The organism is Rahnella sp. ATs2, from assembly GCF_051851855.1.
Taxonomy (GTDB): Bacteria; Pseudomonadota; Gammaproteobacteria; order Enterobacterales; family Enterobacteriaceae; genus Rahnella; species Rahnella variigena.
In genome coordinates, this window is record NZ_JBLYPL010000001.1 from 353,956 (window position 1) to 367,716 (window position 13,761).

The 13,761-nt window shown below is 51.3% G+C and carries 12 protein-coding genes and 1 other annotated feature; of the genes, 9 read left to right on the forward strand and 3 right to left on the reverse strand.

Annotated features, from left to right (window positions below; genetic code table 11):
- Positions 1-206: 206 nt before the first annotated feature.
- Positions 207-689 carry a protein CreA gene (gene creA, locus ACJY2G_RS01595; RefSeq protein WP_120161967.1) on the forward strand — a complete coding sequence of 161 codons (483 nt, stop codon included), beginning with the start codon at positions 207-209 and terminating at the stop codon, positions 687-689.
- A 107-nt stretch (positions 690-796) separates the two neighbouring features.
- Here the strand turns inward: creA and arcA are convergent, their stop codons facing one another.
- Positions 797-1,513, reverse strand: a complete 717-nt coding sequence (arcA, locus tag ACJY2G_RS01600; protein ID WP_112168192.1) for a two-component system response regulator ArcA — start codon at positions 1,511-1,513, stop codon at positions 797-799.
- Positions 1,514-2,177: 664 nt separating this feature from the next.
- Between arcA and ACJY2G_RS01605 the strand changes: the two genes are divergently transcribed.
- The 5 genes from ACJY2G_RS01605 to thrC all read left to right on the forward strand — a co-directional run bounded on the left by ACJY2G_RS01605 (position 2,178) and on the right by thrC (position 7,943).
- Entirely contained in the window at positions 2,178-2,864 is a 687-nt protein-coding gene (locus ACJY2G_RS01605) for a tRNA/rRNA methyltransferase (protein ID WP_120161966.1), read from the forward strand.
- 216 nt (positions 2,865-3,080) lie between these two features.
- On the forward strand, positions 3,081-3,149 hold the full coding sequence (gene thrL, locus ACJY2G_RS01610) for a thr operon leader peptide (protein WP_071823645.1): 69 nt from the start codon (positions 3,081-3,083) through the stop codon (positions 3,147-3,149).
- Positions 3,088-3,204: a sequence feature (Thr leader region), on the forward strand. It overlaps the preceding gene by 62 nt.
- Before the next feature lie 34 nt (positions 3,205-3,238).
- Positions 3,239-5,698 (forward strand): bifunctional aspartate kinase/homoserine dehydrogenase I, encoded by a 2,460-nt coding sequence (gene thrA / locus ACJY2G_RS01615; RefSeq protein ID WP_430319952.1) that lies wholly within the window; start codon positions 3,239-3,241, stop codon positions 5,696-5,698.
- A 1-nt stretch (position 5,699) separates the two neighbouring features.
- Positions 5,700-6,629 (forward strand): homoserine kinase, encoded by a 930-nt coding sequence (gene thrB, locus ACJY2G_RS01620; protein ID WP_430319953.1) that lies wholly within the window; start codon positions 5,700-5,702, stop codon positions 6,627-6,629.
- Between the two features lie 24 nt (positions 6,630-6,653).
- Complete coding sequence (gene thrC, locus ACJY2G_RS01625) at positions 6,654-7,943, forward strand: threonine synthase (protein WP_430319954.1); 1,290 nt, start codon at positions 6,654-6,656, stop codon at positions 7,941-7,943.
- A 67-nt stretch (positions 7,944-8,010) separates the two neighbouring features.
- Here the strand turns inward: thrC and yaaA are convergent, their stop codons facing one another.
- The gene (gene yaaA / locus ACJY2G_RS01630) at positions 8,011-8,784 is read right to left on the reverse strand and encodes a peroxide stress protein YaaA (RefSeq protein WP_430319955.1); all 774 of its coding nucleotides are present in this window, start codon (positions 8,782-8,784) and stop codon (positions 8,011-8,013) included.
- A 112-nt stretch (positions 8,785-8,896) separates the two neighbouring features.
- A complete protein-coding gene (locus ACJY2G_RS01635) occupies positions 8,897-10,324 on the reverse strand; it encodes an alanine/glycine:cation symporter family protein (RefSeq protein WP_430319956.1) in 1,428 nt (475 codons plus the stop codon).
- 275 nt (positions 10,325-10,599) lie between these two features.
- On the opposite strand from ACJY2G_RS01635, the gene tal reads away from it, so the two are divergent.
- The 3 genes from tal (at position 10,600) to ACJY2G_RS01650 (ending at position 13,730) form a co-directional block, all read left to right on the forward strand.
- Positions 10,600-11,553: a transaldolase gene (gene tal / locus ACJY2G_RS01640; protein ID WP_112291902.1), complete on the forward strand. Its 954-nt coding sequence runs from the start codon at positions 10,600-10,602 to the stop codon at positions 11,551-11,553.
- 124 nt (positions 11,554-11,677) lie between these two features.
- On the forward strand, positions 11,678-12,265 hold the full coding sequence (gene mog / locus ACJY2G_RS01645) for a molybdopterin adenylyltransferase (protein ID WP_112291897.1): 588 nt from the start codon (positions 11,678-11,680) through the stop codon (positions 12,263-12,265).
- A 142-nt stretch (positions 12,266-12,407) separates the two neighbouring features.
- Positions 12,408-13,730, forward strand: coding sequence for an MFS transporter (locus ACJY2G_RS01650; RefSeq protein WP_430319957.1), 1,323 nt, complete (start codon positions 12,408-12,410; stop codon positions 13,728-13,730).
- Positions 13,731-13,761 lie beyond the last annotated feature (31 nt).

Consider the following 13,761-nt stretch of genomic DNA (forward strand, 5'->3'; position numbering starts at 1 on the left):
ATCGTCCTCGTTGAACTAAGATAAATGCACAGAATGATGGGCGGCATAATAGCAACTTTTTACCGATAAGACTTCCTAAGAATTTTTTGGCTATCTGTGCTATTTGCCTGTGTTACAGAGTATTTCATTCCGAAAGTGTGAATACACTCTTTCTCCGTAGGGTTTCTTTGGAAAACAACGTCATGGTGATGACGTGGAGTAACTTAATGAATAGATGTTGGATTTTTGTTTTTTCGATGTTTGCTTTTTGTTCTGCAGCGGTGCATGCAGAGCAGGTGGGTTCGGTCGATACCGTCTTCAAACTCTTCGGTCCCGACCATAAGATTGTTGTCGAGGCCTTTGATGATCCTGATATTAAAAATGTAACTTGTTATATCAGTCGTGCGAAAACCGGTGGCATCAAGGGCGGTTTAGGGCTGGCAGAAGATACCGCTGATGCCGCGATTTCCTGTCAGCAGGTGGGCCCGATTGAGTTAAGCGACAAGATTAAGCAAGGCAAAGACAAAGGAACGGTTGTTTTTCAGAAACGCACATCGCTGGTGTTTAAAAAGCTGCAGGTGGTCCGTTTTTATGACGCGAATCGCAACGCACTTATTTATCTGAGCTACTCCGATAAAGTGGTGGATGGTTCACCGAAAAACGCACTAAGCGCGGTACCGATTATTCCGTGGGCGCATACCGCTCCGTGAGTTCTCAGCAATGCGCAAAAAACAAAAGGCCAGCTTTCGCTGGCCTTTGACGTTTTTTTCACAGGATACCGTCTCACCGGATACAGTGCGGTTGGCAACCTTTTGTATCAGTCTTCCAGATCACCGCAGAAACGATAGCCTTCACCATGAATGGTGGCGATGATTTCCGGGGTGTCAGGCGTCGCTTCGAAATGTTTACGGATGCGACGGATAGTGACGTCAACGGTACGGTCATGAGGCTTCAGCTCACGGCCGGTCATTTTCTTCAGCAAATCGCCACGGGTTTGGATCTTGCCCGGGTTTTCGCAGAAGTGCAGCATGGCGCGGAATTCGCTGCGCGGTAACTTGTACTGCTCACCTTGCGGGCTCACCAGCGAACGGCTGTTGATATCGAGTTCCCAGCCATTGAATTTGTAGCTTTCAACCAGACGGCGTTCTTCGCCGGTGGTGCCCAGATTCATGGTGCGGGACAGCAGGTTGCGTGCGCGGATAGTCAGTTCGCGTGGGTTGAAAGGCTTAGTGATGTAATCATCAGCGCCGATTTCCAGACCCAGAATTTTATCAACTTCGTTATCGCGGCCAGTCAGGAACATCAAAGCAACGCTGGCTTGTTCGCGTAATTCGCGTGCCAGCAGCAGGCCGTTTTTGCCTGGCAGGTTGATGTCCATGATAACCAGATTGATGTCATTTTCGGACAGAATATGGTGCATTTCTGCGCCATCATTAGCTTCATGTACCATGTAGCCTTCTGCTTCAAAAATGCTCTTTAACGTATTACGTGTCACTAACTCGTCTTCGACGATCAGAATGTGAGGGGTCTGCATGATTGCTACCTAAGATTGCCAACAAATAGAAAATAGGAGTACAGAAGTCCTTGTTATCCCAGAGAATTTTGATGCTTTATTGGGCATCTCACTCGTTACATGACTAAAGTACGTAAACGCGTTCTCGATGCAATTTCCATCAACGACAACAACATCGCAAGCTCGGTCAGGGATTCCACTTTCTGCAGTTCCACGGGGTCCTAAAGCGGCGCATATCCTAACCCTATTAACAGCAATATAACAGCGAGTGCCGAAATTACCACTCAACAAAATTACGGTTTGTTGACATATATCAAGTTCAATTGTAGCACGGTAACAGAACAGTGAAAAACACTTACAAGAATGCACGCTTGAGTCACATTTCAGCATTTATTGTACACGATTCAGCAAATGATTAAGAATCGGGAGATAAATGCAAAATGGTGATGATTCCTTATTATATATCCATATGAAAATTAATGATAAATTTTTCATTCATGTTTGCTTAATCGGGCCAGCACCTTTTTTACCTGCAAGGTAAGGTTTTCCGATAAAATAAAGGAATATATTCAGCCGACTGTTAAGTTCTTGTGAAGAATATAAGCCATGAATAGATTTGGAACAGGGTAAAATTTCATCGCTTAAATACTGACGGCAATTTCTTTCCCTTTTGCAAAGGCCCGATATGCAACTTCATATTATTTTAGTTTCGCCGGCTCGCCCGGAAAATGTCGGTGCGGCAGCTCGTGCAATGAAAACCATGGGTTTCGCATCGTTACGTATTGTCGACAGCGGGGCGCATCTCAGGCCGGAAGCTGGCTGGGTTGCGCATGGTTCGCAGGAGATCCTGCAAAATGCTCTCCATTTCAATACGCTTGCGCAAGCCCTGGCTGATATCGATTTTACCGTAGCTACAACTGCCCGCAGCCGGGCTAAATTTCACTATTACTGCACACCGCAGGAATTGCAGGTGCAGCTCGAAGAAAAGAGCCAGTGGATCAATCATGCCGCGCTGGTCTTTGGTCGTGAAGATTCCGGCCTGACGAATGAAGAGCTGGAACTGGCGGATGTGCTGACCGGCGTACCGATGGTGGCCGATTATCCGTCACTCAATCTGGGGCAGGCGGTGATGGTGTTCTGTTATCAGCTCTCTTCGCTGAATCAGGTGACCTCGGTAAAACCTGAAATTGCCGAAGCAGGACAGCTGTCAGCGTTGCGTGCCAGAGTCGGGCGTTTGCTTGAAAATGTCGGGGCAGAAGATGACCAGAAATTGTCCGACTGGCTGCATCAGCGCCTGGGTCTTTTGCAGCAGCGTGACGCCGCAATGCTGCATACTTTGCTGCATGACATCGAAAAAAAGCTGACCTCATGATGTGAGGGGATTTTCTGCCTGAACAGTTTGATATCCGGTGTGATGGGAACACAGCTGGCGATCACACTGGAAAGGGTTTTAAAGGCAGACAATTATACAGTTGATTTTGTCCGTGACTAAGCGGTGAAAAACAGAAAAAAATTGACTTGTCGTGCCTTATGCTTTAGCTAATAGAGGCAGACAGAGTACAAACCCTAAGACAGACAGAAAATAAAAATGCGAATCATCAGCCTGAATACAACAATTATTACCACCACCGATACCACAGGTAACGGGGCGGGCTGACGCGTACAGGAAAAAGAGAAAAAGCCCGCACCTAACCAGTGCGGGCTTTTTTTTTACATTTAAACGAGAGCTTCAGGAGAGTACCAGAAATGCGAGTGTTGAAATTTGGCGGGACCTCGGTAGCAAACGCAGAACGCTTCTTGCGGGTTGCGGACATTATGGAAAGCAATGCGCGTCAGGGACAGGTCGCAACGGTTTTATCCGCGCCTGCCAAAATTACCAACTATCTGGTTGCCATGATTGAGCGAACTGTCGCAGGACAGGACATTCAAACTATCATGAGCGATGCTGAAAACATTTTTGGTCAGCTGATTACCGGTCTGGCGGCGGCGCAGCCGGGCTTTGATTTGCCAAAGGTGAAAGCGTTTGTCGATCACGAATTCGCTCAGCTCAAACAGCTGATGCATGGCATTACCCTGCTGGGCCAATGTCCGGACAGTGTGAACGCGTCCATTATCTGTCGTGGTGAAAAACTTTCCATTGCCATCATGGAAGCGGTATTTCTGGCGAAAGGTTTCGGCGTCACCGTCATCAATCCGGTTGAAAAGTTGCTTGCACAGGGGCATTACCTTGAATCCACCGTGGATATCAACGAATCCACCCGCCGTATCGCCGCCAGTGCCATCCCTGCCGATCACATTGTGCTGATGGCCGGTTTCACTGCCGGTAATGAAAAGGGCGAACTGGTGGTGCTGGGTCGTAACGGCTCCGACTATTCAGCCGCCGTACTGGCCGCCTGTTTACGCGCTGACTGTTGCGAAATCTGGACTGATGTCGATGGCGTTTATACCTGTGACCCGCGCACTGTACCCGATGCCCGCTTGCTGAAATCGATGTCGTATCAGGAAGCGATGGAGCTTTCGTATTTTGGCGCGAAAGTCCTTCACCCGCGTACCATCCTGCCGATTGCTCAGTTCCAGATCCCTTGCCTGATTAAAAACACCACTAACCCGCAGGCGCCGGGTACCCTGATTGGCAGCGAAAGTCTTGATGACAGCACGCCGGTAAAAGGCATCACTAATCTGAATAACATGGCGATGATCAACGTTTCCGGTCCGGGAATGAAAGGGATGATCGGCATGGCGGCGCGTGTGTTTGCCGTGATGTCCCGTTCCGGCATTTCCGTGGTGCTGATCACGCAGTCTTCTTCCGAATACAGCATCAGTTTCTGTGTGCCGCAAAGCGAACTGCAACGCGCCCGTAAAGCGCTGGAAGACGAGTTCTATCTTGAGCTTAAAGACGGCCTGCTCGAGCCGCTGGACGTCATGGAAAAGCTGGCGGTGATTTCCGTGGTCGGCGACGGCATGCGCACGCTGCGCGGCATCTCAGCGAAATTCTTCTCGGCTCTGGCGCGCGCCAATATCAATATTGTGGCGATCGCTCAGGGCTCTTCCGAACGTTCTATCTCCGTGGTCGTCAATAATGACGATGCGACCACCGGCGTGCGCGTCAGCCATCAGATGCTGTTCAATACCGATCAGGTGATCGAAGTATTCCTGATCGGCGTCGGCGGTGTGGGCGGGGCATTGATCGAACAGATCCGCCGTCAGCAGACGTGGCTGAAAACCAAACACATCGATCTGCGCGTCTGTGGCATCGCTAACTCCCGCGCGTTACTGACCAACGTTCACGGTATTGCACTGGAAACCTGGCGTGATGAACTCGCTGCTGCGAAAGAACCGCTAAATCTGGGGCGTCTGATCCGTCTGGTGAAAGAATATCACCTGCTGAATCCGGTGATCGTCGACTGTACCTCAAGCCAGGAAGTGGCCGATCAATATGCTGATTTCCTCGCCGACGGTTTCCACGTGGTCACGCCAAACAAAAAGGCCAACACGTCTTCAATGAATTACTACCATCAGCTGCGCAAAGCGGCGGATGGCTCACGCCGTAAGTTCCTTTACGACACCAATGTCGGCGCGGGTTTACCGGTTATTGAAAACCTGCAAAACCTGCTGAATGCCGGTGATGAACTGCTCCGTTTCTCCGGTATTCTGTCCGGTTCTCTGTCCTTCATCTTTGGTAAGCTGGACGAAGGCATGTCGCTGTCCGCCGCGACCTTGCAGGCGAAGGAAATGGGCTATACCGAACCGGATCCTCGTGATGATTTGTCCGGTATGGACGTGGCGCGTAAGTTGCTGATCCTGGCGCGTGAAGCCGGTTACAAACTCGAACTGTCGGATATCGATGTGGAATCTGTTTTACCGGCGTCCTTTAACAGCGAAGGAAGCGTGAGTGATTTTGTCGCACGCTTGCCGGAACTGGATGCAGAGTTCGCCCAACGCGTGGCCGATGCTACCGCTGCAGGCAAAGTATTGCGCTATGTCGGGGCTATCGAAGACGGTCAGTGCAAGGTAAAAATCGATGCCGTCGATGGTAATGACCCGCTTTATAAAGTAAAAAATGGTGAGAATGCGCTGGCGTTTTACAGCCGCTATTATCAACCGTTGCCGTTGGTTCTGCGTGGCTACGGCGCCGGGAATGATGTGACGGCGGCAGGTGTATTTGCCGATCTTTTGAGAACGCTGTCATGGAAGTTAGGAGTTTAATATGGTTAAGGTGTATGCCCCGGCTTCAATCGGGAACGTCAGCGTAGGCTTCGACGTGCTGGGCGCGGCCGTGTCTCCGGTCGATGGCACGCTGTTGGGCGACTGCGTTTCTGTCGAAGCGGCCACAGAGTTCAGTCTGAAAAACGAAGGCAAGTTTGTGTCTAAACTGCCTGACCGCATGGAAGACAACATCGTTTATCAGTGCTGGCAGCGTTTCTGTCAGGAAATCGGCAAAGAAGTGCCGGTGGCGATGACGCTGGAAAAAAACATGCCGATCGGTTCCGGCCTGGGTTCCAGCGCCTGTTCGGTGGTCGCCGGTCTGATGGCGATGAATGAATTTTGCGGTAAGCCGCTCAGTGAAAACCAGATGCTGTTGCTGATGGGCGAGCTGGAAGGGCGTATTTCCGGCAGCGTGCATTTCGATAATGTCGCACCGTGCTATCTGGGCGGCATTCAGCTGATGCTGGAAGAACTCGATATTATCAGCCAGAACGTGCCAAGCTTTGACGACTGGTTGTGGGTGATGGCGTATCCGGGCATCAAAGTGTCGACGGCAGAAGCGCGTGCTATTTTACCCGCGCAGTATCGCCGTCAGGATTGCATCAGCCATGGTCGTTATCTGGCGGGCTTTATTCATGCCTGTCACACGCAGCAACCTGCGCTGGCTGCGAAACTGATGAAAGATGTGATTGCTGAACCTTATCGCACCCGTCTGCTGCCGGGCTTTGCAGAAGCACGCAGCGCCGCAGAAGAAATCGGTGCGCTGGCTTGCGGGATTTCGGGTTCCGGTCCGACGCTGTTTGCGGTTTGTAATGACAGCGCAACAGCGAAACGTATGGCTGACTGGTTGCAGACGCACTATCTGCAAAATGACGAAGGCTTTGTTCATATTTGTCGTCTTGATACCGCGGGCGCGCGGGTATTGGGATAACTCGATAATTTATTGGGATAACTAATGAAACTGTACAACCTGAAGGATCACAACGAGCAGGTCAGCTTTGCTCAGGCCGTCAAACAAGGTCTTGGAAAACAGCAGGGTTTATTCTTCCCGCTGGATCTGCCTGAATTTGAACTGACTGAAATCGACCGCTTGCTGGAACTGGATTTCGTCACCCGCAGCAGCCGCATTCTTTCTGCTTTCATCGGCGATGAAATTCCTGAAGAGGAATTACATCAGCGTGTGAAAAACGCCTTTGCTTTCCCGGCACCGGTAGCGAAAGTGGAAGAAGACATTGCCTGTCTGGAACTGTTCCACGGTCCGACCCTGGCCTTTAAAGATTTCGGTGGCCGTTTCATGGCGCAGATCCTGACGCAGGTTTCAGGCGACCAGCCGGTGACCATTCTGACCGCAACGTCGGGCGATACCGGCGCAGCCGTGGCGCACGCTTTCCACGGTCTGAAGAACGTTCGCGTTGTTATCTTGTATCCGCGTGGCAAAATCAGCCCGTTACAGGAAAAACTGTTCTGTACCCTTGGTGGCAACATCCATACTGTCGCCATCGACGGTGATTTTGACGCCTGTCAGGCGCTGGTCAAACAGGCGTTTGATGATGAAGAACTGAAACACGCGCTGAAGCTGAACTCAGCCAACTCCATCAATATCAGCCGTCTGCTGGCGCAGATCTGCTACTACTTTGAAGCAGTGGCTCAGTTGCCTCAGGAAGCGCGCAATCAGCTGGTCGTTTCCGTGCCAAGCGGTAACTTCGGGGATCTGACAGCCGGTTTACTGGCGAAATCTCTCGGCCTGCCGGTGAAACGCTTTATCGCAGCCACTAACGCCAATGATACCGTGCCGCGTTTCCTGTCTGACGGCGAATGGGATCCGAAGAAAACCGTAGCGACATTGTCGAACGCCATGGACGTCAGCCAGCCAAATAACTGGCCACGTGTGGAAGAACTGTATCGTCGTAAAACCTGGCAGCTGAAAGATCTGGGCTTTGGCGCAGTCAGCGATGACACTACCGAAGATGCGATGCGCGAGCTGGCGAATATCGGTTATATCTCTGAACCTCACGCGGCTATTGCTTACCGTGTACTGCGTGATCAGCTGCAACCGGGCGAATTTGGTCTGTTCATCGGTACTGCGCATCCGGCGAAATTCAAAGAAAGCGTGGAAGCGATTTTGGATCAGGACATCGGTTTGCCGAAAGAACTGGCGGATCGCGCAGATCTGCCGTTGCTGTCGCATAACCTTCCGGCTGATTTCAGTGAAATGCGCGCATTCCTGATGGCGCTGCCTGAATAAAGACCGTGCTTCAGAAATGCAAAAGCCCTCTTCGCGAGGGCTTTTTTACGCATACTGCTCAGGTAAATCAGCGTTCCGGGCGGGTAAATACCAGCTCGTTGCCCTGTGAGCGTGATTCATCAAATTCGTAACCTTCCAGATTGAAATCCTGAAGTTGTTTCGGCTTATCCAGACGCTCTTTGATAATGAACCGGCTCATCAGGCCACGCGCTTTTTTGGCGTAGAAGCTGATGACTTTATACTTACCTTTCTTCTCATCAAGGAAGACAGGTTTGATGATTTCCCCATCCAGCAGTTTAGGTTTCACCGCTTTGAAGTATTCATCAGACGCCAGATTCACCAACACTTTGCTTTTCTGTTCGCTGAGTAAGAGATTCAGTTTTTCAGTCAGTAAATCGCCCCAGAACGCATACAGATTCGCACCCTGCGGGTTTTCCAGACGGATACCCATTTCCAGACGATAAGGCATCATTAAATCCAGCGGACGCAACAGACCGTATAAACCGGACAACATGCGCAGATGTTTTTGGGAAAAATCGAAATCTTTCTCGCTAAAATCTTCCGCCTGCAGACCGGTATACACGTCACCTTTAAAGGCCAGAAGCGCCTGTCGGGCATTTTCCGGGGTGAAATCCGGCTGCCAGTCATTGAAGCGTTCAGCGTTCAGATGGGCCAGTTTATCGCTGATCCCCATCAGTGAAGAGATCTGCGCCGGGGACATTTTACGCGCCACGTTGATCAGTTCACTGGATTTATCCAGCAACTCTGGTTGGGTATAGCGCGTTGTCGCAAGCGGGCTTTCGTAATCGAGCGTTTTGGCAGGTGAAATAATGGTCAGCATAGTCTTGTCCGTTGGTCAGTGACGGTTCAAATTCAGAATTTTTCGTTGCCATACTGTAGCAAAAAAGTCACTGCGATGGGGGCATGACAGCAATAGGTAAAAGCGGTGAAAATCAGCGCGGAGATGACGTTTTATCCCACACACCCGGCTCAAGCTGACCGCGTAATTCAGGGAAATGTTCAGGATTAAAGACGGGAGTTTTGCCCATCCGCCGCTGCCGCTCATAATCCTTAACCACTTTAACCGCGATGCCGGAAAGCAGCAGCAGGGCGGTGAGATTAAGTATGGCCATCAGCGCCATGAAGATATCAGCCAGCTTCCAAAGCATCTGGAGTTCCATCAGGCAGCCGCCGAAAACCATCGCAATGACCAGCAACCGGAAAATCAGCAACTTAACCGGGGAAGCGCTGTGAACAAAACTGAGATTATTTTCAGCATAGACATAGTTGCCGGCGATTGAAGTGAACGCAAAGGCGCACACCAGCATCGCCAGAATAACCGAGCTCCATTCTGGCAATGCCGGGTCGATGGCCAGGCGGAGCAGGCGAACTCCTGTGGGCGCTCCGGGAATATCCAACGCGCCGGACGTTAAAATAATCAACGCTGTAGCGGTGCAAATTACCACCGTATCAATAAACACCGCCAGCATTTGGTTAAAACCCGAAGCAGCCGGATGGCTGACTGCTGCCATCGCCGCGACATTTGGCGATGAACCGACACCGGCTTCACTGGCAAAAGCCCCGCGCTGCATCCCCTGCGTTATCGCCTGAGTCACGCCATAAGCCAGCGCGCCGGATGCTGCTTCCTGCAGGCCGAAGGCGCTTTTGAATATCAGTGCGAATACCTGAGGAAGCTTTTCGACATGATGACCAATGACCCAAACGGCCAGAAGCAGCCACGCAATGGCCATCAGCGGGATCATCCATTTGGACAGCCAGGTAACGGCGCGGATCCCGCCGAAAATCAGCAGGGCAACCAGTGCCGCTAAAATACAGGCGGTTGTCAGCGCCGGAACATGCAGGAGATGGAATGATGCCTGAGCAATCGAATTGGCCTGTAACGCACTGAAAATAAAGCCGCAGGAAATGACCATCAGGAAGGAAAACAGGATCCCCATCCAGCGCATTCCCAGCCCTTTCTCCATATAGTCTGCCGGTCCACCACGAAATTTATTACGCGCACTGGTGCCTTTGTAAATCTGCGCCAGCGTGTTTTCTATCAGCGCAGTCGCCATGCTGAAGAGCGTAATAATCCACATCCAGAAAATGGCTCCCGGCCCGCCGAGCGCAATCGCAATGGTCACGCCTGTCAGGTTACCGGTACCCATTCGTGAAGCCATACTCAGACAAAGTACGCGCCAGGGGGATGTTCCGCGGGGATCGGCGTTGCGTTTAAAAAGGGACGGAGAGAAGAGGTGGCCAAAACGACGAAACTGAATGAACCCAAGACGGAAAGTGAGATAAATACCGCTGCCAAACAGCAGGTAAATCAGGATTGTGCTCCAGAGAATTGTGTCGAAAAATTCCAGCAAGTCATTCATGAATTGTCCTTGGTTGATTTACCCTTCATCGTTTTTATTAATTGGCTTAAGGGCAATGACCACTTTGGATGGCTAACATACCTTTTTTATCAAACCGGTGACATATGCATTTTGGCTGAAATTGTGTGTTTTGGAAGGTGATAAATCCATAGATGTTCGTAGCCGAGCATGCCGCGAGATGCGCCTTGCGCGTGGCTTTTTGCATGTTATCATCAGCCAAAGGCAAGGCATGAAAATGCCTATACGAAAACGTCCAAACGATGAGATATGCCAAAATGACCGATAAACTGACTTCCCTACGCCAAATGACTCAGGTTGTTGCTGACACCGGAGATATCGCGGCAATGAAGTTGTACCAGCCGCAGGATGCGACCACCAACCCGTCACTGATCCTCAGCGCTGCGCAAATTCCTGAATACCGTAAACTGATCGACGAAGCAATCGCCTGGGCACGTGACCAGAGCAGCGATCACGATCAGCAGATTACTGATGCCGCTGACAAACTGGCAGTAAACATCGGTCTGGAAATTCTGAAACTGGTCCCGGGCCGTATTTCAACAGAAGTTGATGCCCGTCTGTCTTACGACACTGACGCGAGCGTGGCCAAAGCCAAACGTCTGATCAAACTGTATAACGATGCGGGCATCACCAACGACCGTATCCTGATCAAACTCGCTTCGACCTGGCAGGGTATCCGCGCTGCGGAAAAACTGGAAAAAGAAGGCATCAACTGTAACCTGACCCTTCTGTTCTCCTTCGCTCAGGCTCGTGCTTGTGCAGAAGCGGGCGTGTTCCTGATTTCTCCATTCGTTGGCCGTATCCTCGACTGGTACAAAGCCAATGGCGACAAGAAAGAGTTCGCGCCGAATGAAGATCCGGGCGTGGTGTCTGTGACCGAAATCTACGAATACTACAAACAACACGGCTACGAAACTGTCGTGATGGGCGCAAGCTTCCGTAACATCGGCGAAATCATCGAACTGGCTGGTTGTGACCGTCTGACTATCGCTCCTGCGCTGCTCAAAGAGCTGGCAGAAAGCGAAGGTCCGCTGGAGCGCAAATTGTCCTTCTCCGGTGAAACCAAACCACGTCCTGCGCCACTGACTGAATCTCAGTTCTACTGGGAACACAACCAGGATCCGATGGCTATCGACAAACTGGCTGACGGTATCCGTAAGTTTGCAGTTGACCAGGGTAAACTGGAAAAAATGATTTCTGACCTGCTGTAATCAGCGCTCAGTTTTCGACAAAAAGCGGCTAATCAGCCGCTTTTTTTGTACCTGCGATAAAACCACAGGCCGGTTACCGATATACTGAGACAAATTACGAAGAAAAATGCTGTGGAGAAATAGCATGAATACATTCCGAATTGGTCTGGTATCGGTGTCGGACCGCGCCTCAAACGGTGTTTATCAGGATAAAGGCATTCCGGCGCTGGAAGCGTGGCTGGAGAAAGCGCTTATTACCCCATACAAACTGGAAACAAGACTGATCCCAGATGAGCAGCCGCTCATTGAACAGGCGATCAGCGAACTGGTCGACGAGAGTGGCTGTCATCTGGTGCTGACCACCGGCGGAACCGGCCCTGCACGCCGTGACGTTACGCCGGATGCCACGCTGGCGGTGGCCGATCGTGAAATGCCGGGCTTCGGTGAGCAGATGCGCCAGATAAGCCTGCACTTTGTGCCGACGGCGATCTTATCGCGTCAGGTTGGGGTTATCCGCAAACAGGCGCTGATCCTCAATTTACCCGGTCAGCCGAAATCAATTCAGGAAACGCTGGAAGGCCTGAAAGATGCTGACGGTAAGGTGATTGTTTCCGGTATTTTCGCCAGCGTGCCGTACTGTATCCAGCTTCTCGACGGACCTTACGTCGAAACGCATGATGAAGTGGTAGCAGCTTTTCGTCCAAAAAGTGCCCGCCGCGATACAAAAAACTGAATAGCCCCCGATTTCAAAATTAACAGAAGTTACGCGTCAGGCACTCTGGTGTGAAAAATATTTGCCGTTATAGTAATGATTACTTTACATGAGGTGGCAAAACCTTTTTCCATTTTACACTCTGGTGTCTGACGGTATCCCTATGCAACACGCACAATCGCGCCGGTTGAACCGGCAGGACTACAAAACGCTGTCCCTGGCTGCATTGGGTGGCGCACTCGAATTTTACGATTTCATCATTTTCGTCTTCTTCGCTGCGGTGATTGGCGATCTCTTCTTCCCGGTCAACATGCCCGACTGGCTGCGGCAGGTGCAGACCTTCGGTATTTTCGCCGCCGGTTATCTGGCACGTCCGCTGGGCGGCATCATCATGGCGCATTTCGGCGATTTAGTGGGTCGTAAGCGTATGTTCAGTCTGAGTATTCTGCTGATGGCCTTGCCGACACTGGCGATGGGTTTATTGCCGACTTATGCGTCGATTGGCATTGCAGCACCGCTGTTATTATTGCTGATGCGCGTATTGCAGGGTGCGGCTATTGGCGGAGAAGTCCCGGGTGCATGGGTGTTTGTGGCCGAGCATGTGCCGCGCAGCCGCATTGGTTTTGCCTGTGGAACGCTGACGGCCGGTTTAACATTGGGGATCCTGCTGGGTTCTCTGGTGGCAACTTTACTGAACACCAGCATGACACCGGTAACAATCAGTCAGTACGGCTGGCGTATTCCGTTCTTTATTGGCGGTATTTTCGGTTTGATCGCCATGTATCTGCGCCGCTGGTTACAGGAAACGCCGGTCTTTATTGAGATGAAAGCGCACAAAGCGCTGGCGGATGAGCTGCCTCTGAAAGCCGTGGTCGCCAATCATAAAAAAGAAATTGTGGTCTCGATGCTGATGACCTGGCTGTTATCGGCCGGGATCGTGGTGGTGATTCTGATGACACCAACCTGGCTGCAGAAACAGTTCGGTATTCCGGCTGCAGCGGCATTGCAGGCAAACTGTCTGGCCACCGTGGCGCTGATGGTTGGCTGCATCATCTCAGGCAGCGTTGTGGATCGACTTGGTGCCAGCAAAACATTCATCTTCGGCAGCCTGTTCCTGGGGATTTGCACATGGTCGTTCTATCACATGGTCGCGGCGGATGCGTCGGTACTGATGGGCATGTACGGGCTCGCCGGACTGAGCGTGGGCGTGGTCGGTGCCGTGCCCTATGTGATGGTACGGGCATTCCCGGCTGAAGTGCGTTTTACCGGTATTTCTTTTTCATACAATGTGGCATATGCGATTTTCGGCGGCCTGACGCCGATCTTCGTCACGCTCATTATGCGTCTGACCCCGATGGCTCCTGCGTACTACGTGCTGGCGCTGTCCGCAATTGGTCTGCTGACCGGTATTTATCTGAGCCGTGACCTGAACAGTGAAGCGGCGAAAGAAGCGAAATTTGCCGAGCGTGTCGCATCCGGCCAGTAAGTTTGTTTCAGATATTAAAAAGCCCTGCAAT